The organism is Pseudomonas sp. DTU_2021_1001937_2_SI_NGA_ILE_001 (assembly GCF_032463525.1).
Classification (GTDB): Bacteria; Pseudomonadota; Gammaproteobacteria; order Pseudomonadales; family Pseudomonadaceae; genus Aquipseudomonas.
In genome coordinates this window covers 775,904-799,760 of sequence record NZ_CP135971.1, presented here as the reverse complement: position 1 = coordinate 799,760, position 23,857 = coordinate 775,904, and the positions used below count along the sequence as shown (strand labels likewise).

Annotated in this window: 22 protein-coding genes; 13 read left to right on the top strand and 9 right to left on the bottom strand. The window is 65.4% G+C overall.

Annotation, left to right across the window (positions count from 1 at the left end; translation table 11 throughout):
- Positions 1 to 8: 8 nt before the first annotated feature.
- Together RRX38_RS03575 and RRX38_RS03570 are read right to left on the bottom strand one after the other, a co-directional pair.
- Positions 9 to 869 (bottom strand): metal ABC transporter permease, encoded by an 861-nt coding sequence (locus tag RRX38_RS03575; protein ID WP_315961573.1) that lies wholly within the window; start codon positions 867 to 869, stop codon positions 9 to 11.
- Positions 863 to 1,540 (bottom strand): ATP-binding cassette domain-containing protein, encoded by a 678-nt coding sequence (locus RRX38_RS03570; protein WP_315961572.1) that lies wholly within the window; start codon positions 1,538 to 1,540, stop codon positions 863 to 865. The genes RRX38_RS03575 and RRX38_RS03570 overlap by 7 nt, the downstream gene beginning before the upstream one ends.
- Positions 1,541 to 1,624: 84 nt before the next feature.
- On the opposite strand from RRX38_RS03570, the gene RRX38_RS03565 reads away from it, so the two are divergent.
- Entirely contained in the window at positions 1,625 to 2,857 is a 1,233-nt protein-coding gene (locus RRX38_RS03565) for an N-acetylmuramoyl-L-alanine amidase (RefSeq protein ID WP_315961571.1), read from the top strand.
- Between the two features lie 9 nt (positions 2,858 to 2,866).
- Here RRX38_RS03565 and RRX38_RS03560 read toward each other — a convergent pair whose 3' ends face one another.
- From RRX38_RS03560 to RRX38_RS03540, 5 genes are all read right to left on the bottom strand, one after another.
- Complete coding sequence (locus tag RRX38_RS03560; protein WP_315961570.1) at positions 2,867 to 3,199, bottom strand: hypothetical protein; 333 nt, start codon at positions 3,197 to 3,199, stop codon at positions 2,867 to 2,869.
- Between the two features lie 98 nt (positions 3,200 to 3,297).
- A complete protein-coding gene (locus RRX38_RS03555; RefSeq protein ID WP_315961569.1) occupies positions 3,298 to 4,593 on the bottom strand; it encodes an FAD-binding oxidoreductase in 1,296 nt (431 codons plus the stop codon).
- 62 nt (positions 4,594 to 4,655) lie between these two features.
- The gene (locus RRX38_RS03550) at positions 4,656 to 5,078 is read right to left on the bottom strand and encodes a Rid family hydrolase (protein ID WP_315961568.1); all 423 of its coding nucleotides are present in this window, start codon (positions 5,076 to 5,078) and stop codon (positions 4,656 to 4,658) included.
- Positions 5,079 to 5,110: 32 nt separating this feature from the next.
- Positions 5,111 to 6,250, bottom strand: a complete 1,140-nt coding sequence (locus RRX38_RS03545) for a tyramine oxidase subunit B (RefSeq protein ID WP_315961567.1) — start codon at positions 6,248 to 6,250, stop codon at positions 5,111 to 5,113.
- Positions 6,251 to 6,465: 215 nt separating this feature from the next.
- Complete coding sequence (locus RRX38_RS03540; protein ID WP_315961566.1) at positions 6,466 to 6,891, bottom strand: VOC family protein; 426 nt, start codon at positions 6,889 to 6,891, stop codon at positions 6,466 to 6,468.
- Between the two features lie 106 nt (positions 6,892 to 6,997).
- On the opposite strand from RRX38_RS03540, the gene RRX38_RS03535 reads away from it, so the two are divergent.
- Entirely contained in the window at positions 6,998 to 7,882 is an 885-nt protein-coding gene (locus RRX38_RS03535; protein WP_315961565.1) for a LysR substrate-binding domain-containing protein, read from the top strand.
- 21 nt (positions 7,883 to 7,903) lie between these two features.
- On the opposite strand, the gene RRX38_RS03530 is transcribed toward RRX38_RS03535, so the two are convergent.
- A complete protein-coding gene (locus tag RRX38_RS03530; protein WP_315961564.1) occupies positions 7,904 to 8,779 on the bottom strand; it encodes an AEC family transporter in 876 nt (291 codons plus the stop codon).
- A 252-nt stretch (positions 8,780 to 9,031) separates the two neighbouring features.
- On the opposite strand from RRX38_RS03530, the gene dapA reads away from it, so the two are divergent.
- From dapA to RRX38_RS03475, 11 genes are all read left to right on the top strand, one after another.
- A complete protein-coding gene (gene dapA, locus RRX38_RS03525; RefSeq protein ID WP_315961563.1) occupies positions 9,032 to 9,907 on the top strand; it encodes a 4-hydroxy-tetrahydrodipicolinate synthase in 876 nt (291 codons plus the stop codon).
- Positions 9,908 to 9,922: 15 nt separating this feature from the next.
- Positions 9,923 to 11,089, top strand: coding sequence for an iron-containing alcohol dehydrogenase (locus RRX38_RS03520; RefSeq protein ID WP_315961562.1), 1,167 nt, complete (start codon positions 9,923 to 9,925; stop codon positions 11,087 to 11,089).
- A complete protein-coding gene (locus RRX38_RS03515; RefSeq protein WP_315961561.1) occupies positions 11,086 to 12,342 on the top strand; it encodes a four-carbon acid sugar kinase family protein in 1,257 nt (418 codons plus the stop codon). Before RRX38_RS03520 ends, RRX38_RS03515 begins: the two co-directional genes overlap by 4 nt.
- The gene (gene pdxA / locus RRX38_RS03510; RefSeq protein ID WP_315961560.1) at positions 12,335 to 13,357 is read left to right on the top strand and encodes a 4-hydroxythreonine-4-phosphate dehydrogenase PdxA; all 1,023 of its coding nucleotides are present in this window, start codon (positions 12,335 to 12,337) and stop codon (positions 13,355 to 13,357) included. Before RRX38_RS03515 ends, pdxA begins: the two co-directional genes overlap by 8 nt.
- A gap of 50 nt (positions 13,358 to 13,407) precedes the next feature.
- A complete protein-coding gene (locus RRX38_RS03505; protein ID WP_315961559.1) occupies positions 13,408 to 14,823 on the top strand; it encodes a sodium:solute symporter family protein in 1,416 nt (471 codons plus the stop codon).
- Positions 14,810 to 15,934 carry a sialidase family protein gene (locus tag RRX38_RS03500; protein ID WP_315961558.1) on the top strand — a complete coding sequence of 375 codons (1,125 nt, stop codon included), beginning with the start codon at positions 14,810 to 14,812 and terminating at the stop codon, positions 15,932 to 15,934. Before RRX38_RS03505 ends, RRX38_RS03500 begins: the two co-directional genes overlap by 14 nt.
- A 52-nt stretch (positions 15,935 to 15,986) precedes the next feature.
- Positions 15,987 to 16,673, top strand: a complete 687-nt coding sequence (locus RRX38_RS03495; protein WP_315961557.1) for an SDR family oxidoreductase — start codon at positions 15,987 to 15,989, stop codon at positions 16,671 to 16,673.
- Positions 16,674 to 16,778: 105 nt separating this feature from the next.
- On the top strand, positions 16,779 to 17,546 hold the full coding sequence (locus tag RRX38_RS03490) for a DeoR/GlpR family DNA-binding transcription regulator (RefSeq protein WP_315961556.1): 768 nt from the start codon (positions 16,779 to 16,781) through the stop codon (positions 17,544 to 17,546).
- Between the two features lie 73 nt (positions 17,547 to 17,619).
- Positions 17,620 to 18,315, top strand: coding sequence for a metallophosphoesterase (locus RRX38_RS03485; RefSeq protein WP_315961555.1), 696 nt, complete (start codon positions 17,620 to 17,622; stop codon positions 18,313 to 18,315).
- Between the two features lie 190 nt (positions 18,316 to 18,505).
- Positions 18,506 to 21,358 (top strand): ATP-binding protein, encoded by a 2,853-nt coding sequence (locus tag RRX38_RS03480; protein ID WP_315961554.1) that lies wholly within the window; start codon positions 18,506 to 18,508, stop codon positions 21,356 to 21,358.
- A 1-nt stretch (position 21,359) separates the two neighbouring features.
- The gene (locus tag RRX38_RS03475; RefSeq protein WP_315961553.1) at positions 21,360 to 22,460 is read left to right on the top strand and encodes an HD domain-containing phosphohydrolase; all 1,101 of its coding nucleotides are present in this window, start codon (positions 21,360 to 21,362) and stop codon (positions 22,458 to 22,460) included.
- A 28-nt stretch (positions 22,461 to 22,488) separates the two neighbouring features.
- Here RRX38_RS03475 and RRX38_RS03470 read toward each other — a convergent pair whose 3' ends face one another.
- Entirely contained in the window at positions 22,489 to 23,850 is a 1,362-nt protein-coding gene (locus RRX38_RS03470) for an aromatic acid/H+ symport family MFS transporter (RefSeq protein ID WP_315961552.1), read from the bottom strand.
- Positions 23,851 to 23,857: the final 7 nt, after the last annotated feature.

The window sequence follows — 23,857 nt, the reverse complement described above, 5'->3', positions numbered from 1 at the left end:
GTCTCTCCTTATTGAGGAATGGGTGAGGTAGAACGGCGCAACAGGCCGTGGACCGGACCGGCCACGACGGAAAACAGAAAGGCGCCGCCAGCAGCGACCACGATGGCCGGGCCGCTGGGCAGGCCGGCGTGGAACGACACCAGCAGACCGACGTACACCGCTGCCATGCCGATACCTGCCGCGCACAGCAGTTGCACCGGCAGGCGGCGACTCCAGAAGCGGGCGGCGGCCGCTGGCAGCATCATCAGCCCCACCATCATCAGCGCCCCGATGGCCTGGAAGCCCACCACCAGGTTGAGCACCACCAGGCCGAGGAACAGCCCGTGAGCCAGCGGCCCGACGCGGCTGACGCTGCGCAGGAACGACGCATCCAGGCTGTCTAGCCACAGCGCGCGGTACAGCACGGCGAGCAGCACCACGCTGGTCAGCGCTACGCCGAGCATGGCGTCCAGGGTGGTGCGGTCTACCGCCAAGGCCGAGCCGAACAGCAAGCCGAGAAGGTCGAGACGCTTGCCGGCCAGGCCCAGCAACAGCACGCCCGAAGCCAGGGAAATGGGGTACAGCGCGGCCAGGCTGGCGTCTTCGCGCAGACCGGTATGCCGGGTGATCCACGCCGCCAGTCCCGCTACCGTGAGGCCCGCTGCCAGACCACCCAGGGTCAGCGCCGGCAGCGACAGGCCGGCGATCCAGAACCCGACGGCGGCACCCGGCAGGATTCCGTGGGCTATGGCATCGCCGATCAGGCTCATGCGCCGCAGAATCAGGAACACTCCCAAGGGCGCCGCACTGGCGGCCAAGAGCAGGCCACCGAGCAAGGCGCGCTGCATGAACGCGAACTCAATGAAGGGTTGCCACAGCGGCGTCAGCATGCGACCGCCCTCAGCGCGGCACCGGGCTGCCACTGGCAGGCGGAGGGGGCAATCGACAGGCACCACTGGGCACGCTCGCGCACACTGGCCAGGTCATGACAGACCATCACCAGGGTCTTGCCCTCAGCCTGCCAGGCCTGCAGGTGTCGCCACAGCAGGCGTTGCCCGGCTTCGTCCAGCGAGGCTTCCGGCTCGTCGAGCAACAGCAGCGGTGCGTCCAGCAGGCTCAAACGTGCCAGCAGCGCACGCTGCAACTGGCCGCCGGACAGCTCCGCCAGGCTGTAGCGCGCCAGGCCGTCGAGCTGCCAGGCAGCCAAAGCGGCGTCCAGACGCGCCTGGCGCACCGGTCGCGGCAGACGCTGCCCCCACAGGCCCGCAAGCACAAGCTCGCCGAGATTGATCGGGAACTGCCGGTCGATGGCCTGTTGCTGTTGCAGAAAGCCGGTCACAGCGCCACGCGGCAGGCTGATATCCAGCCGGCCGGCCAAGGGCCTCTGCAACCCGGCCAGCACGCGCAACAGGCTGGTCTTGCCGGTGCCGTTCTCGCCCACCACGGCGGTCAGCGTGCCAGACGTGATGTCGAGGTCGAGGGGTGGGGTCAGTGGACGACCGATGGGTCCCCATTGCAAGGCGTGGCAGCGAATCGCGGAGGCTTGGCAGGCAGTGTTCATGAAAGGCATCGAGTGGAGACACAGGACTTTAATGCTATGTTATAACTATTTCATCCCGCCACTCTTTTTCCACGAGCCAGCACTATGCACCGACGTCCTTTGCTGCACTTTCTCCTCGCCGGTCTGGTCGTGCCCTGGGCGACGGCGGCTCGCGCCGCGCAGCGACTCACCGGCGCCCGGGCCTGGCAAAGTGACGACAAACTGCGCCTGGTCCTGGAACTCAGCGGCCCGAGCCACTACCGCACCTTCAGCCTGCAGTCACCGCAGCGGCTGATCATCGACCTGGACGACACCCGGCTGGCGACCCGCCTGGACACCCTGCCCGCCAACAGCGCACTGCTCAAGGCCGTGCGCAGCGGCGTCCAGGGCAACGGCACGCGCATCGTGCTGGAACTCGACCAGGCCGCGGCGCTGGAAAGTTTCCTGTTACCGCCACAGGGCGATGCCGGTTACCGGCTGGTCCTCGACCTGCGCAGCGCCGCAGCCCCGGCACAGGTAGCCCAGGCCGCCGCCCACGCACCAGAGCCTGCGCCAGAACCTGCACCACGCCAGGCATCCGCCCGGCAGCCAGCCGGCAAGCAACGCGACATCGTGGTAGTGATCGACGCCGGGCATGGTGGCAAGGACCCGGGCGCAGTGGGCGCCAATGGCGAGCAGGAAAAAGTGGTGGCCCTGGCCATCGCCCGGCAATTGGCGCAGAAGCTCAATCGCCAGCCAGGCTTCAGGGCGCAGCTGGTGCGCAACGACGATGTGTTCATTCCGCTGCGCAAACGGGTGGAAGTGGCGCGCCGGCATAACGCCGACATGTTCATATCCGTGCACGCCGATGCCGCACCCCGCCGCACGGCCTCCGGTGCCTCGGTGTTCGCCCTGTCGGAGAACGGCGCCACCTCGACCACCGCGCGCTGGCTGGCGGAAAAGGAAAACAACGTCGACCTGATCGGCGCCCGCCAGCTGTTGTCGCTCAAGGACAAGGACCCGATGCTGGCCGGGGTGATTCTCGACATGTCGCTGAACTCGACCATCGCCACCAGCCTGCAGCTGGGCAAGACCATTCTCGACAGCGTGGGCGCCGTGGCCGGCACCCATCAGCGACGTGTCGAGCAGGCGGGCTTCGCGGTGCTCAAGTCACCGGACATTCCGTCGATCCTGGTCGAGACCGGCTTCATCTCCAATGCGGGTGATTGCCGCCAGCTGTGCGACCCGCGTCACCAGGACCGCGTGGCCCAGGCGATCTTCGCCGGCATCCATGGGCATTTCCAGGCCAACCCACCGTCTGGCACGCTGCTCGCCGAACGCGCCCGCCAGTCGGCCTGAAAGAAACGCTCAGCGCCGCGCCATTTCGTGGCGCAGGCAGCCCTGGTAATAGGTGTCCTTGACTTCCTTGGGGTTCATGCGGCTGCGGCTGGCGAAGGTCTGCTCGGTGATGCCCACGGCCATCTTCTTCATCCATGGCTTGGCGTACTGACGCCCTTCGATGGAACGCCGGGTGCTCCACAGGGTCTTGCCGGACAACTTCAGCTGCTGGGCATTCTTCGCCACCTCCGAACCCCAACGACACATCTTCGCCTGATTCTGGGTCACCGGCCTGGCATGGGCCACTTCAACCATCGACAACAGCAAACCGGTGACTGCAAAAACCACGGTGGCACAACGCATAGAACTCAGCTTCCAGGCTCGAAAAGCCCTGCATCATACTCAGCGTTTCCGGCAGCGGGGCCAGCATCCTGCCACCCCTGCGCCCTGCCCCAAGGCCCTCAGGCAAAGCGCTCGAAACGGTACGGCGCCGGGTCGATGATTGGCGTGCTGCCGCACACCAGGTCGGCAGCCAGTTGCCCGGCCGCCGGCGAAGTACCGAAGCCATGCCCGGAAAACCCGGTGGCCAGGGTCAGGCCGGGAATGGTTGCCACCGGGCCGATCACCGGGTTGGAGTCCGGCGTCACGTCGATGGTACCGGCCCAAGCCTGGGCGATCCGCGCCTGCTCGAACACCGGCCACGCCGCGCGCAGGTTACGCAGCGCGTCGTCGTTCAACTCGGTGTTGGCTGCCGGGTCCTGAACCCGCACTTTCTCGAAGGGGCTGACACGGTCGGGCTGCCAGCGCCGCGCCAGCTTGAGGTCGTTGAAGAAGTACTTGCCCATCGACACCTTGAGGAAACTGCGCTGCGCCTTGAGTTGCGGCAGGAACTGCGGGCCGAGCAGGAAGTGGTCGAGGGTCAGGAAGGCGTCCAGCTTGCCGCGCTGGGTGATGATGTAACCGCCATCGATGTGTTTGCGGAACGAGAAGTCCGGCGCCCCGACGGCGATGTCGGTCGGCCCTTCCATCGGCTGGGTACGCAGCACCGAGCAGGTCAGCGGCAGGGTTGGCAGATTGACGCCGAGGTTACCGAGGAAGCGCCGCGACCACAGCCCACCGGCCAACAGCACCTGTTCGCAGCGAATCTCGCCGCGCTCGGTGACCACCCCGCTCACCCGACCACCGCTGGTGCTCAGGGTTCTGACGGCACAGTGCTCGATGATCACCGCGCCCTTGGCCATGGCCGCCTGGGCAATGGCGCTGGAGGCCAGGGTCGGCTCGCCGCGGCCATCGGAAGGTGTATAGATGCCACCGGCCCACTGCCCCTGCACACCCGGCACATGACGGGCGATCTCGGCGCGGCTGAGCAGGTGCGAGTCTAGCCCCAGCGCCTGCACACCGTTGAGCCATTGCTCGTGCATCGCCATCTGCGTCTCGTTACGGGCGATGAACATGATCCCGGCCTGGCGATAGCCCACGTCGGCACCGACCCGCGCAGGCATCTCGGCCCACAGCCGGTCGGCCGCCTGGGCCAGCGGCAGGTCAGCGGCGTGCCGGCTGGTCTTGCGGATCCAGCCCAGGTTGCGTGACGACTGCTCACCGGCAATGCGCCCCTTTTCCAGGACCACGACCGGAATGTTGCGTTCGGCCAGGGTCAGGGCCGCCGTAAGGCCGACAATGCCGCCGCCGATGATCACCACAGTGGTAGACGTCGGCAGGTCGGTGGAGGTGCGCACGGGCGCGATAGTGGGGGCCATGGTTGAGCACTCGCAAACGAATAGGAAGGCAGGCGCGATGAACACCGCACCTGCCGCGGGCGTCATTGCGCCAGGGTGATTTTCTGCACGGTGGCACGGGACGCGCCACGGAACGCGGTGACCTCCAGTTCCATCTTGTAGACGGTAGAGCCCAGCGGAGGACAGGTCACTGTGGTGGCTGGGTCGATGCCGCGAAATTTCTCGCCAACGATGCCCATCACCGTTTCCACGTCCTTGGCTTCCTGCACGAAGACCCGCGAGAAGATCACGTCGGCCAGGCTGGAATCCACGGCGGCCAGGGCCGCCTCGACGTTGGCGAACACCTGGTGGGTCTGTTCGACCAGGTCTTCGGAAATCTGCTTGGTCTGCGGATTGCGCCCTGCGGTGTTGGACACGTAGATCCAGTTGTCCACGGCCACCAGCCGCGAATAGCTGCCCATTTCCTCGAACTTCGAGCCGGTCTTGAGTTTGGTGATCTGAGTCATTTCAGTTCCTTGCTGGATGAATGCTGTGGGCCTCAGCTGAGGACCGGGGTTTCCCAGAGATTCAGCTTCACGCCGATGCCGCGCTCGACGGCGTTGCGGTACACCACGGTGCCCCAGGCCACGTCTTCCACGGGCATGCCACCCACCGACATGAGAATGATCTCGTCGTCGTTGAGGCGGCCCGGGGCGTCGCCGGCGATGATCTTGCCGATGTCTTCGAGCTGGTCGGTGCGCATCTTTCCTTCGGCGATCATGTCCATGAAGCGCACGCCGATCACTGGCACGCAGTGGTGCGCAGGCTTGGGCAGCTCATGGAACCAGGCCTGGTACAGGCCGGTGTTGTCGACCACCTTGCGCACATCGGCCTGCTCCATGGCCGTATCGATGTTGCAGGCCGCCGGCATGGCCAGGAAGGCGCCGGGCTTGACCCACTCGCGTTTGACGATGGGGTACATCGACGGGTCGCCGACTTCGCCGGAGCTGCAATAGGTGACCAGGTCGGAGTCGCGCACCACCTCTTCCAGGGTGTCGACGATCTGCACGTTGACGATCTGCGGGTAGGTGGCGTGCAGCCAGGTGATGAAGTCATCCAGGCTCTTCTGCCCGCGCCCCTTGATCTTGATGGTGTCCAGCTCTGGACAAACCGCCATGAACGCGGCCACGGTGGTCTTGCCCATCACTCCTGGGCCAAGCAGGCCGATGACCTTGGAGTTCTTGCGCGCCAGATGACGGGCACCCACGCCCGGAATCGCCCCGGTGCGGTAGGCCGACAACAGGTTGGCCGACATGTGCGCCAGAGGTGCGCCGGTGTCCGGGTCGTTGAGGGTGAACATCAGGATCGAACGCGGCAGCCCCTTCTCACGGTTGGCAACGTTGGAGCCATACCACTTGACCCCGGCGGTGCAGAAATTGCCGCCCAGGTAGGCCGGCATCGCCATCATGCGGCGGTCGGCGGTGGGCTTGGGCATGTTCGGGAACGGCGAGTTCTCCGGGAAGGTGATCATCGCGCCATGCGAATCGCTGTTGGGTCCGGCCATCCGGTAGTCACCGTGATACAGCAGGGCGAACATCTCCTCCATGGTGTCCACGCACGACGGCATGTCGGTCACACCGGCGCGAATCATGTCCTGCTCGGACAGGTAGATAAAATCGATGTTGGTATTGTTGGTCATAGCGATCTCGAGGCACTTCGGCATGGTTCGCCCGGCCACGCGAGGTGGTCTGGCATGTTGAACACAGGTGGAGCGTGCTTTCGAGTCTAGGGAGCGGCCCTGGGGGCGTATTGTAAAAATCCGACACACCCTGCGCCGGCCGCTGGCGCGCGAAATGATCTGGCCGCCGGGTAGTGCGCAGCCGGCGGCCATCCAGTGTGGCTACCCTCGCCCGGCTACTTGGCGAACAACTGGCCAATGTCCTTGAAGGCCTTGAACTCCAGCGCGTTACCGCACGGGTCGAGGAAGAACATGGTGGCCTGCTCGCCCACCTGGCCCTTGAAGCGCACATAGGGCTCGATCACGAAGGCGGTGCCCGCGGCTCGCAAACGCGCGGCCAGGGCTTCCCACTGTTCCCATTGCAGTACCACCCCGAAGTGCGGCACCGGCACATCGTGACCGTCTACCGGGTTGGAATGGGCGTGTTCCTGAGAGGCGGTGCGCGGGTGTTCGTGAATCACCAGCTGATGACCGAAGAAATCGAAGTCCACCCACTGGTCGCTGGAGCGCCCCTCCTCCAGGCCGAAGACATCGCGGTAAAAGGCCCGGGCGGCGGCCAGGTCATAGACGGGAATCGCGAGGTGGAACGGGCAAAGACTCATGATGCTCTCCTGATGCGGCAAGGTTCGGTGGTAGCCGCATGCTAAAGCTCGCCGAGCATCAGGAACAACAATATGATTTTGCTCTGAGCCCAAAGGAAATCTATCAATGATTCGCGAGCTGAAGACCTTCGTTGCCGTGGCCCGGGAAGGCACCTTCGCTGCAGCTGGCCAACGCATTGGCCTGACGCAGGCGGCGGTCAGTGCTCAGATGCAGCGCCTCGAAGCCCAGGTGGGCCATGCGCTGTTCGACCGCACCGGGCGCGCCGCCCACCTCAACCCACGGGGCCAGGCCTTGCTGATCAAGGCCGGCGAGCTGCTGCGCCTGTATGCCGAACTGGGCCAGGCCGCGCCCGGCCAGCCCGCGACCACGCAGGTGAACATCGGGGCCATCGCGTCGGTGCAACGCAGCCTGTTGCCCGCGGCCCTGGCGCGTTTCCATGCCGACTTCGAGCAGGTACGCAGCCGGGTCCTGCCAGGCGTCTCGGCACAACTGGTCAACCTGGTGGACGCTGGCGAGCTGGACCTGGCGGCGATCATCCGCCCGCCCTTCGAGCTGCACAGCGACCTGGTGTGGACCACCCTGCTGCGCGAGCCATACCGGCTGATCGTACCGCACGACACAGAGGGTGATGACTGGCTGGAGCTGCTCGGCAGGTGCCCGTTCATTCGTTATGACCGCACCTCGTTCGGTGGCCGTCAGGTCGACCGCTTCCTGCGCCAGATGCATCTGACACCCCGCGAACGCAGCGAGCTGGATGAGCAGGAGGCGATCGTCGAGCTGGTCAACCACGGCGTCGGCATCGCCCTGGTGCCCGAACGCGAACATTGGCCTGCCGGGATCCGGGCCCTGGACCTGGGTGCGCACACCTTCCATCGCCACGTCGGCCTGGTACACCGCTCAGCGCTCGCCGGCAACCCGGTACTCGGCGCGTTGGCGACCTACATCAGCGAGGCAGCCAATACGCCCCCCAGCGAACCCGCCGAGCGCTGATGGTCAGGACCGGCTGGCCACTTACATCCAGGCGATGAGGATCAACGGCAACCAGAGGAACGACAACACGGTGGAACACATCACCAGGTTGGCGACTTTCTCCGGCGACTGGTTGGCGCGGACCGCCAGCAGGTAATTGAACACCGCCACCGGCATCGCCGACTGTGTCACCAGCACCGCCTGTGCCAACGGTTCCAGCCCCAGCAGCAGGCCGATGCCCCACCCCACCGCCGCGCCCAGCGCGATGCGCAAGCCGCCCTGCAGCAGGCCGCTGGCGACATGGTGCAAGCGAATGCTGGCCAGCGACACACCCAGGGTCAGCAACATCAGCGGAATGGTCATGCCACCGAGCAGGTCGGCGGTGTTGGTCAGCCAGCGCGGCAGGTGCAGGTCGAAAAAAATGATCGGCAGCGCCAGTACCAGGCTGATGACGATCGGGTTGCGCACCAGCTCACGTAGCGATGCGGCACCGCCGGACAGCGCAATCCCCAGGGTGAACTGGAACAACGACAGGGTCAGGAAAAACGCCACGGCCAGCGCCAGGCCATGCTCGCCGAAGGCATACAGGCTGATCGGCAGGCCCATGTTGCCGGTGTTGGGGAACATGAACGCGGGCACCAGCACCCGCCAGTGCTGGCGGAACACCCGGCTGACCGCCACGCCGACGAAGGCCATGATCACCATGCACAACACACAGGCCAGGGCCATGCTGGTGAAGGCGGCGGAATCCAGGCGGGTACGGCTCAGGGTCGACAGCACCAGCGCCGGCGTGCCGATGGTCATCACCACCCGGGCGATGAAATCGGTGGGGTAGCTGTGCCCGCGACGCGCCCAGCCGTAACCGATGCCCGCCACGATGAATACGGGCGCAAGAACCGCGAACAACGACGCCAGCATGAACCCTTCTCCTCCCTTGGTCAGGCGCCCATCCTAGGGGCTGCGCGCGCCTGTCGGCAAGGCGACAGGCTACCGGGCTGCGTCAGGCCGCGCCTCAATAACGATTGATTCGATCATTTTAATGCCGCATTTGATGATCGAATTGCGCGAAAAAGCGCTTGTCATTTAACCATCATCAGTTCAAGATCCGTTCAAATGATCGAATCGATCAATGGCATTCCAACAATAAAACCACTGCCGTGGAGAGACCCCATGAAGTTCACTGGAATCGTTCCAGCCCTCGTGACCCCCTTCGACGATCGCCAGGAAGTGGACGAACAGGCCCTGGCCCAACTGATCGACAGCCTGATCGCAGCGGGTGTGCACGGCTTGTTCGTGCTGGGCACCAATGGCGAATTCTTCGCCCTGTCCGAAGCCGAAAAGCTGCGCATCGCCCGCCTCACCGTCGAGCTGGCCGACGGCCGTGTGCCGGTGATCGCCGGTACCGGCGCCTTCGCCACGCGTGATGTGATCGAGCTGAACAAGAAAATGAGCGATGTAGGCATTCAAGCCCTGTCGGTCATCACGCCCTTCTTCAACGCGGTCAGCCAGTCCGAGCTGATCGGCCACTACACGTCCATCGCCGACGCCTCATCCTTGCCGATCATGCTCTACAACATTCCGGCCAAGACCGGCATGTCCATCGGTGTCCCGGCCGTCGCCACCCTCTCGCAGCACCCGATGATCAAGGGCATCAAGGACAGCGCCGGCAACTTCGACAGCCTGGTGCAGATGATGCGCTACCGCAGCGACGAGTTCGCGGTGTTTGCCGGCACCGACTCGCTGATCTACTGGAACCTGCTGGCCGGTGGCGACGGCGCGGTGGCTGCCACCGCCAATGCCGTGCCGCATGTGGTGATGGACATCTGGAAGCACTTCCAGGCTGGCAACCACGATGCCGCCCGCGCAGCCCAGGAAGCCCTGCGCCCGCTGCGCGACGCCTTTGCCCTGGGCACCATGCCTTCGGTGCTGAAGAAAGCCACTGACCTGTTGAACGTCAGCGTCGGCCCATGCCGCGCCCCTGTCGCCGCCCTCGATGAATCCACCGTGCACAGGCTCGAAGGCCTGCTGTCCGTCTATCGCGCCTGAGCCGGAGGCCCCGCCATGTCCCTGTACCACTTCCAGACCGTCAAACACTTCATCCACGGCCCCGGCAGCCTCGACAGCCTGGGCGAGCGCCTGGGCCTGCTGGATACCCCGGTGCGCCGCGTCGCGCTGATCACCCAGGACGCCATGCACCGCCTGGGCGTCACCGAGCGCGTGGTGGCCCAACTCAAGGGCCTGGGTGTGGAAACCACCGTGATCGACAACGTCGAGATCGAACCCACCCTGGAGAACATCGAGGGCGTGTTCCGCAGCACCATCGCCCCGGCAGCCCCCGATGCGCTGATCGCCATCGGCGGCGGCAGCGTGCTGGACGCCGCCAAGCTGTTCGCGGTGATGCTCACCAACGACATGCCGCTCAAGGACATGCTGGGCATCGACAAGGTCGCCCATCCCGGCAAGCCCATGGTGTTGGTGCCCACGACTTCTGGCACCGGCTCGGAAGTCACACCCAACGCCATCGTCACCCTGCCTGACGAAGAACTGAAGATCGGCGTGGTCAGCCGCCACCTGCTGCCGACCCTGGTGCTGCTCGACGCCAACCTGACCCTCGGCCTGCCCAAGGCGATCACCGCTGCCACCGGCATGGACGCCTTCACCCATGCCCTGGAGTCGTTCATTTCCACCAAGGCCAACCCGGTCAGCGACACCTTCGCCCTGGAGTCGATGCGCCTGATTGCCGGCAGCATCGTCGAAGCCTTCCAGCAGCCCGGTTCGGTACAGGCACGCAGTGACATGCTGCTCGGCTCGATGTACGGCGGTCTGGCCCTGACCGCCGCAGGCACCGCAGCGGTGCATGCCCTCGCCTATCCGCTGGGCGGCAAGTTCCATGTCACCCACGGCGTGGCCAACGCCATGCTGCTGCCCCATGTGATGGCCTTCAACCTCGACAGTTGCGCCGCACGCCTGAAGCGCGCCGCCTGCGTGTGTGGCATCGCTCACCACGCCGACAGCGACGAGGTCGCAGCCGGCAAACTGATCGAGCAGATCAAGCAATGGACCCAGGTACTGGAGATTCCGCAGAACCTGCGCGATTTCGGTGTCGCCGAAGAGCACCTTGCAGACATGGCGGTGGCGGCCTCGAAGGTCACCCGCCTGATGATCAACAACCCCAAGGCGTTGAGCCTGGACGACATCCAGCAACTGTACCGGTGCCTGCTGCCATGAGCCGGCCGCTGCTGGTGATCGCCGACGACCTGTCCGGCGCCGCCGACTGCGCTGCCGGGTTCGCCCCGCGCGTCTCGACCCGGGTGTGCCTGCGCGCGCCCGAGGGCGAGCACGGCCAGGTCACCGCCGTGGACCTCGACACCCGGCGCCTGCCGGCGACCGAGGCGGCCCGACGCAATCGCGCACTCCTCGACAACCCGCTGTGGTCGGGCCATGCGCTGTACAAGAAGATCGACTCCACCCTGCGCGGCAACGTGGTTGCAGAAGTCACCGCCCTGCTCGGCCGCGGCATGGCCCTGGTGGCCCCGGCCTTTCCGGCCATGGCGCGCACCACAGTGGGCGCCGTGCAACTGCTGGATGGCGTGGCGGTGGACCGCAGCGACGTGTGGCGCAACGAAAGCCTCAGCGGCAGCGCCGACCTGCAGGCGCTGTTCAGTGAGCAAGGGCTGCTCTGCGCCCACCTGTCGCTGGATGAGGTTCGTACCCGGCTCCTGCCCCGCCAGTTGCTCGACCATTTGCACCGCGGCACCCAGGTGCTGATCTGCGATGCCGAGCGTGACGAAGACCTGCGTGCCTTGGCACAGGCCTCGGCAAGCCTGGCCGAGCGGCTGTTCTGGGTCGGTTCGGCCGGCCTGGCACAGCACCTGCCCGAGGCCCTGGGCTTGCCCGAGGCGAAACGGCTGGCGCAGCCGGAACCCGCCACACCGGTGCTCACCGTGGTCGGCAGCATGTCGCGCCATTCACAGGCGCAGGCGACGCTGCTGGCCGAACGCAGTGGACAGGGCTGGGTACGCATCGACCCGCAGGTGCTGCTCGCCAGCGATGCCGACGCACGTCGTGCAGCCTTGCAGCAACAGTTGCATGACGTTCTGCAGGCCGGTAACGACCTGCTGGTCAGCCTCGAACAGGCCGACCGCGACGCCAGCCAGGCCGCTGCGCTGAGCAATGCCCTGGCGGCCCTGTTACAGCCCTTGCTGGCCCATGCCGGAGCGCTTGTCGCCACCGGTGGCGAGACTGCCCGTGCCCTGCTCGGCGCCGCCGGCATCGATGCTTTGCTGCTCGATGGCGAACTGGCGCCAGGCGTGGTGCTGTCGCGTGCCCAGCATGCGCAGCGCACGCTGGCGGTAGTCACCAAGGCCGGTGGTTTCGGCCAGCCAGACACCCTCTATCAGGCCTGGGCCGCACTGCGCCCGGTCTCGGACCCAACCTCCCCGCACGTACAGAACAATCGAGAGGAATCCCAGCATGTCTGAGCGCCCAGTGATCGGCATCACCATGGGTGACGCCGCCGGCGTCGGCCCGGAAATCATCATGAAGTCCCTGCAGCACGCCAGCGTCTATGCCCTGTGCCGCCCGCTGGTGATCGGCGACGCCAAGCGCCTGGCCGATGCCAACCGCATCGTCGGCGGTGCGCTGCGCGTCAACGCCATCGAGCACCCCAGCCAGGCGCGTTTCGAAGCCGGCGTGGTGGATTGCATCGACCTCGGGCTGATTCCCGAAGACCTGCCCTACGGGCGTCTGTCGGCGGTGGCCGGCGACGCCGCATTCCGCTACATCGAACGCACCGTGCAACTCACTGAAGCCGGTGAGCTGGACGCCATCTGCACCGCGCCGTTGAACAAGGAAGCGCTGCACGCCGGCGGGCACATTTTCCCCGGTCACACCGAGATGCTCGCCCACCTGACCGGCATCGAAGAAGTCTCGATGATGCTGATGACCCCGACCCTGCGGGTCATCCATGTCACTACTCACATCGGCATCATCGACGCCATCGCGCGCATCGAGCCGGGCCTGGTGCGCCGCACCATCGAGCGCGCCCACGAAACCCTGGTACGCGCCGGAATTGACGACCCGCTGATCGCGGTCTGCGGGATCAACCCCCACGCCGGTGAAAACGGGCTGTTCGGTTACGGCGAAGAGGCCACCAAGATCCAGCCGGCCATCGACGAACTGCGCGCCCGCGGCTGGCGTGTCGAGGGCCCGCTGCCGGCCGACACGCTGTTCTTCCGCGCCGGGCGCGGCGACTTCGACGCGGTGGTCGCCATGTACCACGACCAGGGCCACGGCCCGGTCAAGGTCATGGGCCTGGAAGCCGGCGTCAACGTCACCGTCGGCCTGCCGGTGATCCGCACCTCGGTGGACCACGGCACCGCCTTCGACATCGCCGGCAAAGGCATCGCCGACGAACGCAGCCTGATCGAGGCGCTGCGCCAGGCGGTCGAGCTGGCCACCCGCAAACGCAAGCACGAGCACTCCGCACACGCCTGAACCCGACCTTTCCTCAAGCAAGCCCTGAACAAGAATAACTGGAGCCAATGATGGAAACTTTCGATACGCAAGCCACGCTGATCATCATCGGCATGGTGGTGGTCTACATCCTTTTCACCACCCTGCTGACCCTGCTGATGCGCAGCAAGAACAGCGAACAATACATGGTGGCGGCACGCAGCATGCCGGCGTTCATCGTCGGCGTGCTGATGATGTCCGAATACATCGGTGCCAAGTCGACCATCGGCACGGCGCAGGCCGCCTTCGAGAGCGGCATGGCAGCCGCCTGGGCGGTGGTCGCGGCGGCGATCGGCTTCCCGCTGTTCGGCATTCTCATGGCCAAGAAGCTCTACAGCTCCGGGGAGTACACCATCTCCGGATTCATCGAGCGCAAGTACGGGCATTCGGCCAAGCTGATGGTCTCGGTGATCATGATCTACGCCCTGCTGCTGGTGAACGTCGGTAACTACATCAGTGGTGCGGCGGCGATCTCCACGGTGATGCACATCAACCTACCCACCGCCGCCTTCATCACTGCCATCGTCAGTACCCTGTACTACGCCTTCGGCGGCCTGAAGAGCGTGGCCTACATCAGCGTGCTGCACACCGTGGTCAAGTACGCCGGGGTGATGATCGTGCTGTGGCTGGCGGTCAAGCTCAGCGGTGGTTTCGACAAGGTCCAGCAGGGCCTGCCGGAGCACTACTTCACCTGGACCGGCGCCATCGGTGGCTCCAAGGTGGTGGCCTGGATCATCGGGACCGTAGGTGCGATCTTCTCCACCCAGTACATCATGCAGGCGGTCAGCTCCACCAAGAACCCCAATGCCGCGCGCAACTCGGCACTGTGGGCCGGCCTGCTGTGCCTGCCGATCTCCATCGCCCTGGGCCTGATCGGCGTGGTCGCCAAGTACCTGTACCCCGACATGAACAGCCTGTACGCCATGCCGGTGTTCCTGCACTCCATGAGCCCCTGGCTGGCCGGCGTGGTGACCATCTCGCTGGTGGCCTCGGTGTTCGTCGGTGTCAGCGCCGTGGCCCTGGCCATCACTTCGCTGGTGGTGCGCGACTTCTACGTGCCGCTGTGCAAACCGTCTGCCGAGCGTGAATTCCGCATGACCAAGCTGATCAGCCTGGTGATCGGTTTCCTGCCCCTGGTGTTCGTGTTCGCCGTACCGGAAATCCTCAGCCTGTCGTTCTTCACCCGCGCCCTGCGCCTGTCGATCACCATCATCGCCCTCGGTGCGATCTACCTGCCGCTGTTCGCCACAGCTCGCGGCGCCACCTGGGGCCTGGGTGCGGCCACCGTGACCACCAGTGCCTGGTACTACCTGGGCAACCCGTACGGCATCGACAACATGTACGTCGCCCTGGTGACCCCTGCCCTGGTCATCGCCATCGAACGCCTGCTGCCGCGCAGCCAAAAGGCCCCAGTCCAGTCTTCGGAGGTATCCAATGCCAACAATTGAACAACGCCAGGAAGCTTACCTGCCGACCCCGTACGCGCAGAACCATGCCGCCAACCTGCATGAACTGGCCGATGGCACGCTGCTGTGCACCTGGTTCGCCGGCACCCAGGAAGGCATGGCCGACATTTTCGTGCTGCTGTCGCGCCGTGACCCGCAGAGCGGCGTATGGAGCGAACCGCAGAAAATGTCCGACGACGCCAGCCGTTCGGAGCAGAATCCGATCCTGTTCCAGGCGCCCGACGGGCCGCTGTGGCTGATCTGGACCGCCCAGGTCTCGGGCAATCAGGAAACCGCCATCGTGCGACGTCGCCTGTCCGAAGACGGTGGCCGCACCTGGGGCGCCATCGAAACACTGTTCGATGAACCCGGCATCTTCGTGCGCCATGCACCGGAAGTACTGAGCAACGGCGACTGGGTGTTCCCGGTGTGGTACTGCATCACCCGGCCGGGCGAGAAATGGATCGGCAACCACGACGTCAGTGCGGTGATGATCAGCGGCGACCAAGGCCGCAGCTGGTCACGCCACGACGTACCGCACAGCACCGGCTGCGTGCACATGAACGTTCATGAACTGGCCGACGGCAGCCTGCTGGCGCTGTTCCGCAGCCGCTGGGCGGACCACGTCTACAGCAGCCGTTCCAGCGACGCCGGCCGTACCTGGAGCGCGCCGAGCCCTACCGAATTGCCCAACAACAACTCGTCGATCCAGTACATCCGCCTGGCCAGCGGCGAACTGGCGCTGGTCTACAACCCCATCAATGCCGAAGGCATCGAGCAACGCCGGGCCTCGCTGTACGACGAGATCGAAGACGAAGGCGACGACCGCGTCACGCCGGGCGCCAACGCCGATGGCCGCGCAGCGGTGTGGGGCATTCCGCGGGCGCCCATGAGCCTGGCAGTCTCCCGCGACGAAGGTCGCAGTTGGCCGCTGCGTCTGGATATCGAACTGGGCGATGGCTTCTGCATGACCAACAATTCCACGGAAAAGCTCAACCGCGAGTACTCCTACCCGACCATCATCCAGGCCCGCGACGGCAGCCTGCACGTGGCCTTCACCTACTTCAGGCAGAAGATCAAGCACGTGCACATTCCGCTGGCTGCCATTCGCTGATGAACCCAGGAAGGGCGCCCGCCACGGCGCCCCTCTTATCGGAGACCTGTTCATGAACTCATCCTCTCCCGTAGCCCTGGTGACAGGCGTCAGTTCCGGCATCGGCGAAGCCATCGCCAGCCGCCTGCTCGCCGACGGCTGGCAAGTCATCGGCCTGAGCCGTAGCCGCCCGGCGCTGCAACACCCGGCACTGCGCTGGACCAGCGCCGACCTGGCTGACAGCGCCAGCCTCGACGAGGCGCTGCAAGACATCCAAGCGCTCGACGCCATCGTCCACGCGGCCGGCTTCATGCGCACCGCACCGCTCGGCGAGCTGCTTGCCGAAGACGGCCAGGCCATGTGGCAGGTGCATGTGGCGGCAGCCACGCAGTTGGTCGACAGCCTGATCGGGCGACTGCGCGTGCCGGGGCGCATCGTGCTGCTGGGCAGCCGCACCATGAACGGTGCCTCCGGGCGCAGCCAGTACGCTGCGACCAAGGCGGCGCTGGTGGGCCTGGCGCGTTCCTGGGCCATCGAACTGGCGCCCAAGGGCATCACCGTCAACCTGGTCGCCCCCGGCGCCACCGAGACGCCGATGCTCACCGCCCCTGGCCGCGAAGGCACGCCACCACGCAAGCCGCCGATCGGGCGCTTCGTGCAGCGCGAGGAAGTGGCCGCCATGACCGCCTTCTTGCTCGGCCCGCAGGCCGGTGCCATCACCGGGCAGAGTCTGGTGATCTGCGGCGGTGCGTCGCTCTGAGCGATGCACGGGTTCTGACCGACGGCGATAATCGAATCACGCAGACGTGGCGGGTAACACCGCCACAAGTGCTAAAGTGCCATGTCGCGTCACTGAAGGATCGTCATGAAAGTCGCCAAACGCCGTCAGGCCATTCTTGAACTGGTGCTTGCCAACCACGGCAACGTCAACGTCGAAACCCTCTGCTCCATCCTGCAGGTCTCCGAGGCCACGGTACGCCGCGACCTGACCGCCCTCGCCGAACAGGGCATGATCACGCGCACCTACGGAGGCGCCACCCACGTCGGCAAGCGCGCCCCCGAGCCTTCACTGGAAGAGCGCAGCATTCAGTCCGGCCCGGAAAAGACCCGCATCGCCCGAGCCGCCCTGGCGCACATCCAGGACAACGACACCATCCTGCTCGACAGCGGCACCAGCACCGCCAGCCTGGCGCAGCTGCTCAAGGAGCGCAGCGGTCTGCACGTGATTACCAACAACATCCTCGCCCTGCCGGCCCTGCGTGACCTGCCCGGCGGGCGGGTCACCTTGCTGGGCGGCGACCTGCGTCCCGGCAGCATGGCCACCTTCGGTGCCGCCGCGCTGGCCACGCTGGAACGGCTGACGGCCAACAAGGCGTTCGTCAGCGCCGACGGCGTGGTGGCCGGGCGCGGGCTGTGCGAGGCCAGTGCCGAACAGGCCTACCTCAAGGAGCGCATCATCCAGCAGGCATCGGAAGTGTTCGTGCTGGCCGACGCCAGCAAGATCGGTCGCGACCAGCAGCAGTACTGGACACCGCTGGGCAGCGAGTGGACCCTGGTGACCACCGCCAGCCGCGAAGCGTTGCGGCTGTTCGAGGCCGACCCACGCGTGACGGTGGAACTGGCCGCCCCCTGACAGGGTCGGTTTGATGTCGTCCCCAGGCACCTCCGTCATCCGGGTGCCATCACCCGCACGGAGCGCCCCGTTCATGCCCGCCAAGCTGCTCAGACTCCCGGCCAACGGCCTTGGCCGGGATTTCGTTGTCGGCGATATCCACTTCAAGCTGGCAGAACTGCGCCAAGCACTGGCGCTGCTGGCATTCGACCCCAAGGTAGACCGGCTGATCGGCGTCGGCGACCTGATCGACCGCGGGCCGGGCGTGCTCGAAGGGCTGGAACTGCTCGGCCAGCCATGGTTCTACGCCGTGCAAGGCAACCATGAGGCGATGCTGATCCACGCCTGGAACACCGATCCACAGGTGCCCTACTCGGCCCATGGCGCCGGCTGGTGGCTGCACATCGCCGACGAATCCAAGGCCATGATCATCGCCAGGCTGCAAAGCCTGCCGCTGGTGATCGAAATCGAGTCGGTACAGGGCACCGTGGGTGTGCTGCATGCCGACCTGCCCGCTCATCTCGACTGGCCGGGTTTCATCAGCCAGCTCGATACACCCCGCATCAGCGAGACGGCGCTGTGGGGCCGTGAGCGTATCCGCCGCCAGAACCACCACGGGGTCGAGGGTATCTGGCGGGTCTGCGTCGGCCACACCCGGGTGGCACGCCCGCAGCGCCTGGGCAACGTATTGGCGCTGGACTGCACGGGCGGCGGAGCTGGCCCATTGGGTCTATATTGCGTTCAGGATGACAGTATCTATGTCGAGGGAGCGACGGTTCACCCCGCCTGAAGCCGACTCTGGCGGCGCAGCCTTACGCCAAAGTATGAGCCCCTGACCGTATCGGGAATCACCACGCCGCCCTATAATGATGTCTATATGACATCATCGCTTGACCTGCGCTAAGCCTTCGCCGCGCACGCCAGCGGGACTCTCGAAGTGCGTCGACTCTAAAGCCGTCCGGACCCGAACGAGGCCGAGCATGCAAACCCCGAAACAGCTCAGTCTGAGACACTGGATGTGGAAGGCGCTAGCCAGCAGCGCGCTGATTCCATTGATTGCCGTTGAACTGGTGCTGATCGGTGTTTATCTCTTCACCAACCAGTCGATACGCACGGCGCAGATCGACTACTTGCACGACACTGCCGTCTCCGACCTGGTCGATTCCGTTGGACAGAACACCCAGGTCGTCAACGGAGAGCTGGTACGCCTGGCCAGCGAGGCACGGCTGCTCGCGAAGTTGACCGAGCACGTGCTGCAACATGACCACAGTGAAACGGAAGACCTGAACCTCTCCGAAGACGGCGTGCGTTATGACAATGGCGGTCCGGACCGAGCCGCGTCCTTCTATTCCAGCGTCACCCCGCTGGAGCGTCAGAACCTGGCCAAGATTGGCAAACTGAAGACCCTCGACCCCTTGCTCAAGCAGCTCAAGAACGACAATCCACTGGTCGCCAGCATCTACTTCAACAGCTGGGACAGCTACAACCGGATCTACCCAGGGTTCGACGTGCTGCAGCAGTACCCCCATGACCTGAATATTCCCGAGTTCAACTTCTATTATCTGGCCGATGCGGTGCATAACCCAGAACGTCGCAATCGCTGGACAGACGTTTACCTGGACCCGGCCGGCAACGGCTGGATGATGTCAGCCATTGCCCCGGTTTACCGTGGCGACTTCCTCGAAGGGGTAGTCGGTATCGACGTTACCGTCGGTGGCATTCTCAAACAGATCAACGAGCTGAAAGTGCCGTGGAACGGTTATCTGATGCTGGTGGCCCCCGACCTGACCATCATGGCCCTGCCGCAGGCCGGCGAACATGACTTCCACGTGACCGAGTTGACCGAACACCTTTACCAGCAGATGGTGACCAGCGAAACGTTGAAACCCGCCATGTTCAACCTGCGCTTCAACGGCGCCCACGATGACCTGGCCAATGCCGTGGAAACCGAGCCACGTGGGCTGTTGGCCACCCAATTTGCCGGGCGCCCGCACCTGGTGGCCTGGGACACCGTGGCCGACACCGGGTGGCATCTCCTGGCAGTGGTCGAAGAGGCGCAGATCACTGCCACCACCAATAGCCTGGCCAGCCATTACCGGAGGGTCGGCTACCTGCTGATCGGTGGATTGGCCGTCTTCTATGCGGGCTTCTTCCTGTTCACCTGGGCGCGTGTCACCCGGCTCAGTCAGGCCCTGTCCAAGCCCCTGGCCGGTGTGGCCCACATGATGAAACAGATCAGCGACGGCCAATGGCGCCCGGAAAAACCCGACACCTCCATCAGGGAGCTGGCAGGCATGGCTGAACAGGCGCGGACCATGGGCGAGCGGCTGTGCCAGGCCGAGCAGTCGCGTAGCGGTGCTCAGCAGCGGCTGGAAGTGGTGATGGAAAGCTCCACGGAGGGGCTCTGGGAGTTTCATGTGCAAAAGCGCGAACTGCGCCTGCGTGGCAGCCTGTGCCACCGCTTCGACCTGCCGGAGACCCTGCCCGACCACCAGCTGTTCAAGGAGCGCCTGGACCGCGCCGACGGCGAGGCCGTGACGCGCTTCATCAAAGAGCTGGAACAGGGTCGGGGCGCGGAAGGCTGCGAGCTGCGCCTGATCGACAATCGCGGCAAGAACGTCTGGTTGCAATGCCGGGGCCGCGTACTGGAGCGTGACGAGGTGACCGGCGAACCACGCCTGCTGGCCGGCACTTGCATGGACATTACCGCACTCAAGCACGTCGAGACCGACCTGCGGCACAAGACCCTGGAAGCCGAGGCCGCCAGCCAGGCCAAATCGCGCTTCATCTCCAGCATGACCCACGAACTCAAGACGCCGCTCAACGCCATCCACGGCTTTGCCCAGCTGCTCAAATACAGCGACACCAGCCGCAGTGGCGCCGGACCTGTCGAAGAGATCCTCAAGGCCAGCCATCATCTCTGCCAACTGGTCAACGACCTGCTGAGCTGGTCGAGCCTGCAGGCCGAGAAGCCGGTTCTGAACGTAAGCCGTATCGACATGACCGAGCTGATCGGCGAGTGCGTAGAGATGGTGCGCCAGGAGGCCAAGGACGCAGGGCTGACCCTCAATGTCGCGGAAATCCGCCCTGGCCCTGGCGTGGTTGCCGACAGCCGACGACTGCGCCAGGTGCTGCTCAACCTGCTGTCCAACGCCATCAAATACAACCGCCCGGGCGGCTCGGTGACCCTGGGCTGCCGTCATGAGCAGGGCCGCGTACGAATCTACGTCGAAGACACCGGCATGGGCATCGACAGCCAGGCCCGCGCCCGGCTGTTCGAACCCTTCCAGCGCCTGGGCCAGGAAAAGACCGCGATCCCTGGCACCGGCATCGGCCTGGCGCTGTGCAAGGAGCTGGCGCAGGCCATGAATGGCAGCATTGGGCTGGTCAGCACGCCTGGCAGTGGCAGCCTGTTCTGGATCGAACTGCCCTGCAGCGCTACACCCGACAAGCCGCCGGCCAAGGTCGCCGGCCACGCCAGCGTGCTGTGCCTGCAACGCGGCGACAGCGAAAAGAAGTTGATCCGGGAAACGCTGGCCCCCCTGGCCCGCGTGCGGCTGGTCGAGGAAGAACGCGAGCTGCTCGACGAAATGGCCCGGCAGAGGCCGAAACTGCTGATCATCGACCTGGACAGCCTCGGCGAGGCGCTGCAACCCCTGCTCGCCACCCTCCATGAACTGCATCAGGGTCCGCGCCCGCCGCTGATCGTCATGAGTGCGCAGACCATGCCGGCCTGGCTGCTGAGCCTCGATTGCCAGGGCCTGCTGCGTAAACCCATCGATGCGACCGAGCTGCGCGAGCTGGCGGCCGTGTTCCTGAGCGAGGATGCCTGACGTGTTTCGTAATATTCGACTCAAGGCGCCGATCGTCATCATCGACGACGTGGCCGCCAACGTTCGCCTGCTCAGTTCCAGCCTGAAGGCCTTCGGCCTCGATGATCAGGTGAGCTTCACCGACCCGGCTGCCGGCCTGGACTGGCTGCGCACGCATGACTGGGATCTGCTGTTGCTCGACCTGGACATGCCGGCGCCCAACGGCTTCGACATTCTCAAGGCGCTGGAACCGCGCAACCGTATCGAGCGCCCGGTGATCCTGGTCACCGCCCTCAACGACCCGCAGAGCCGTCGCCAGGGTCTGGAACTGGGCGCCAACGATTACATCTGCAAGCCTCTGGACCTTCCCGAGGTGATCTTGCGGATCCACAACAGCCTGCTGCTGAAGACCACCACCGATGACCTCAAGCGCGCCAATGCCGATCTTGAAGAACGGGTTCGCCAGCGCACCGCCGAACTGCAGGACAGCTACCGGGCCGTCATCGGCGCGCTGAGCCGGGCCGCCTCTTACCGCGATGACGACACCGGGGAGCATATCCATCGCATCGGCACCTTCGCCTGCATGCTCGCCGAAGGCATGGGCCTGCCGGCGCACTGGTGCACGCTGATCCGCCAGGCCGCGCCGATGCACGACGTGGGCAAGATCGGCATCCCCGACGAGATCCTGCTCAAGCCCGGTGTCCTCACGCCCGAGGAACGGGAACGGATGAAGGCGCATGCGTGGATCGGCTACGACATCCTGCACGATGACAGCAACAGCGAACTGACTGCCATGGCCGCCCAGATTGCCCTCACCCACCATGAGAAATGGGATGGCAGCGGCTACCCTCAAGGGCTGGCAGGCGAACAGATTCCACTGGAGGCCCGCATCGTGGCCCTGTGCGATGTCTACGACGCGCTACGCCAGCCGCGTCCGTACAAGACCGCCTGGACTCGCGAACGCGCACTGGAACTGATCCGCGAACAGACGGGCCGGCACTTCGACCCGGCCGTGGTTGCGGTCTTCGATGGTCTGATCGAGGACATCGAGGCGATCATCGAGGGCCACACAGCGCCGGCCAAGACCCCACCTCCCCCGCTCATGCCCAAGACCGGGGCGTGAAACCTGCACGTTACCGGCACGACCGGCTTCAGCCGGGCATGCGCTTCGTGGCTGGAACCACTCCGGCAGGCTGCTGCAGCGGTCCTCCCATGGCACGGCTGCGGCGCAGGAACACCAGCACTGCTGCAGCGCCGATCAGCCCTGGCAAGGCGAAGGCCAGGAAGCTCGCCTGTAGCGGCAACCCGGAGGCCTGCAAGGCGCCGCCCAGCAGCGGACCGATGATCGCCCCCGTACGCCCGATGCCCATGGCCCAACCCAGGCCGGTGGAGCGCACCTGCGCCGGGTAATACTGCACCGCGCAGGCATTGGCGAGAATCTGCGTGCCAATGGTGCAGGCCCCGGCCACCGCCACCAGCAGGTACAGCACCCCCAGCGGCGCCTTGAACGCCAGCAGGCTGAGCGCCAGCGCACCGCAGACGAAGAAACCGAACAGCACCCGGCCCAGTCCGACCCGGTCACCCAGCCATCCCCCAGCGATGGCACCGATGATCGCGCCGGCATTCAGCACCAGCAGGAACGTCAGGCTGGAGTTCAGGCCGTAGCCGGCGCTGTGCATCAGCTTGGGCAGCCAGGCACTCAGCGCGTAGACCATCAACAGGCAGCAGAAGAACGCCAGCCACAGCATCAGGGTGCTCAAGGTGCGTCCCTCGCGGAACAGTTCGGCGATGGCCACGCTGGCCTTGCCGTCGCCTTCGAGCAGCAGTTGCTCGTCCTCTCTGGGCTGATAGTCCGGCAGCGCCTGCACGAGTGTCTGCCTGGCACGCTGGGTCTGTCCGCTGCGCATCAGGTAGGTCATGGACTCTGGCAACTGGCGCACCAGCCACGGCAGCAACAACAAGGGAATCGATGCCACATAGAACACCGACTGCCAGCCCCACTGCGGAATCAGCACGATGCCCAGCCCGGCCGACAGCATGCCGCCCAGCGAGTAGCCGCTGAACATCACCGCTACCAGGGTGCTGCGCGAACGACGGGGCGAGTACTCGTTCATCAGCGCCACCACGTTGGGCATCACCCCGCCGATGCCCAGCCCGGCGATGAAACGACACAGGCCGAACGCCTCGGGGCTGCCGGCCAGGCCGTTGAGGGCGGTGACGCCGCTGAACAGCATCACGCAGAAGGCGATGGTCTTGCGCCGCCCTATCCGGTCGGACAGCGAGCCGAACAACAGTGCACCGAACATCATCCCCACCAGTGCGCAACTGCCTAACGCACCGGCCTGCAAGGGGCTGAGGCTCCATTCGCTCATCAACGACGGCAGCACCACACCGTAGATGACCAGGTCATAGCCGTCGAAGATGATGATCAGCGCGCACCACAGCAGTACGCGGGCATGAAAGGCTGAGAAGCGCGCCCCGTCCAGCAGGGCGGTGACTTGGGTCTTGTGCATGGCATGG

Excerpts from the sequence above, each read along its gene's own strand:
- RRX38_RS03575 (WP_315961573.1), bottom strand. The coding sequence starts at position 869 with ATGCTGACGCCGCTGTGGCAACCCTTCATTGAGTTCGCGTTCATGCAG.
- RRX38_RS03570 (WP_315961572.1), bottom strand. The coding sequence starts at position 1,540 with ATGAACACTGCCTGCCAAGCCTCCGCGATTCGCTGCCACGCCTTGCAA.
- RRX38_RS03565 (WP_315961571.1), top strand. The coding sequence starts at position 1,625 with ATGCACCGACGTCCTTTGCTGCACTTTCTCCTCGCCGGTCTGGTCGTG.
- RRX38_RS03560 (WP_315961570.1), bottom strand. The coding sequence starts at position 3,199 with ATGCGTTGTGCCACCGTGGTTTTTGCAGTCACCGGTTTGCTGTTGTCG.
- RRX38_RS03555 (WP_315961569.1), bottom strand. The coding sequence starts at position 4,593 with ATGGCCCCCACTATCGCGCCCGTGCGCACCTCCACCGACCTGCCGACG.
- RRX38_RS03550 (WP_315961568.1), bottom strand. The coding sequence starts at position 5,078 with ATGACTCAGATCACCAAACTCAAGACCGGCTCGAAGTTCGAGGAAATG.
- RRX38_RS03545 (WP_315961567.1), bottom strand. The coding sequence starts at position 6,250 with ATGACCAACAATACCAACATCGATTTTATCTACCTGTCCGAGCAGGAC.
- RRX38_RS03540 (WP_315961566.1), bottom strand. The coding sequence starts at position 6,891 with ATGAGTCTTTGCCCGTTCCACCTCGCGATTCCCGTCTATGACCTGGCC.
- RRX38_RS03535 (WP_315961565.1), top strand. The coding sequence starts at position 6,998 with ATGATTCGCGAGCTGAAGACCTTCGTTGCCGTGGCCCGGGAAGGCACC.
- RRX38_RS03530 (WP_315961564.1), bottom strand. The coding sequence starts at position 8,779 with ATGCTGGCGTCGTTGTTCGCGGTTCTTGCGCCCGTATTCATCGTGGCG.
- dapA (WP_315961563.1), top strand. The coding sequence starts at position 9,032 with ATGAAGTTCACTGGAATCGTTCCAGCCCTCGTGACCCCCTTCGACGAT.
- RRX38_RS03520 (WP_315961562.1), top strand. The coding sequence starts at position 9,923 with ATGTCCCTGTACCACTTCCAGACCGTCAAACACTTCATCCACGGCCCC.
- RRX38_RS03515 (WP_315961561.1), top strand. The coding sequence starts at position 11,086 with ATGAGCCGGCCGCTGCTGGTGATCGCCGACGACCTGTCCGGCGCCGCC.
- pdxA (WP_315961560.1), top strand. The coding sequence starts at position 12,335 with ATGTCTGAGCGCCCAGTGATCGGCATCACCATGGGTGACGCCGCCGGC.
- RRX38_RS03505 (WP_315961559.1), top strand. The coding sequence starts at position 13,408 with ATGGAAACTTTCGATACGCAAGCCACGCTGATCATCATCGGCATGGTG.
- RRX38_RS03500 (WP_315961558.1), top strand. The coding sequence starts at position 14,810 with ATGCCAACAATTGAACAACGCCAGGAAGCTTACCTGCCGACCCCGTAC.
- RRX38_RS03495 (WP_315961557.1), top strand. The coding sequence starts at position 15,987 with ATGAACTCATCCTCTCCCGTAGCCCTGGTGACAGGCGTCAGTTCCGGC.
- RRX38_RS03490 (WP_315961556.1), top strand. The coding sequence starts at position 16,779 with ATGAAAGTCGCCAAACGCCGTCAGGCCATTCTTGAACTGGTGCTTGCC.
- RRX38_RS03485 (WP_315961555.1), top strand. The coding sequence starts at position 17,620 with ATGCCCGCCAAGCTGCTCAGACTCCCGGCCAACGGCCTTGGCCGGGAT.
- RRX38_RS03480 (WP_315961554.1), top strand. The coding sequence starts at position 18,506 with ATGCAAACCCCGAAACAGCTCAGTCTGAGACACTGGATGTGGAAGGCG.
- RRX38_RS03470 (WP_315961552.1), bottom strand. The coding sequence starts at position 23,850 with ATGCACAAGACCCAAGTCACCGCCCTGCTGGACGGGGCGCGCTTCTCA.